The organism is Pseudomonas sp. 32_A, from assembly GCF_017490905.1.
GTDB lineage: Bacteria > Pseudomonadota > Gammaproteobacteria > Pseudomonadales > Pseudomonadaceae > Aquipseudomonas > Aquipseudomonas inefficax.
Genome location: NZ_JAFGYI010000333.1, coordinates 1 through 451, shown reverse-complemented (window position 1 = coordinate 451; position 451 = coordinate 1). Strand labels below are relative to the sequence as shown.

Annotated in this window: 1 protein-coding gene; it reads right to left on the bottom strand. The window is 74.1% G+C overall.

Going from position 1 to position 451, the window contains the following annotated elements:
- A partial coding sequence (locus J5M58_RS26920; protein ID WP_207880453.1) for an FAD-dependent monooxygenase occupies window positions 1–451 on the bottom strand: 451 nt, incomplete at both ends.

Genomic DNA, 451 nt, shown 5'->3' with positions numbered 1-451 from the left:
CTTCAGCGGCGGCACGAATTCGAGCGCGGTGAGCGCCGCGCCGCGCAGCATCGCGAGCGGCCGCGAATCGACGGTGAACAGGCGCGCGAGCGTATCGGTCGCGCCGATCGTCATGCGCCGATCGAGCGCGCGGCGCGCGTTGAACGTCGCGAGCGCGAGCGGCGTCGCGCCGTGCTCGGATAGTGTCTCGGCAAGCGTATGCGCGTCGCGCAGCCCGAGGTTCAGCCCCTGGCCCGCGACCGGATGCAAGGTTTGCGCGGCGTTGCCGACGATCGCGATCCGGCCGTCGACGAGCGTGTGTGCCGCGGCGAGCCCGAGCGGGAACGCCGCGCGCCCGACGATCCGCGTGAAGCGCCCCATCCGCGTGCCGAACGTCGCGCCGAGCTCCTGCAGGAACGCATCGTCGGGCAGCGCGCCGCGGCGTTGCGCGACGTCCGGCGCGCTGCCCGAC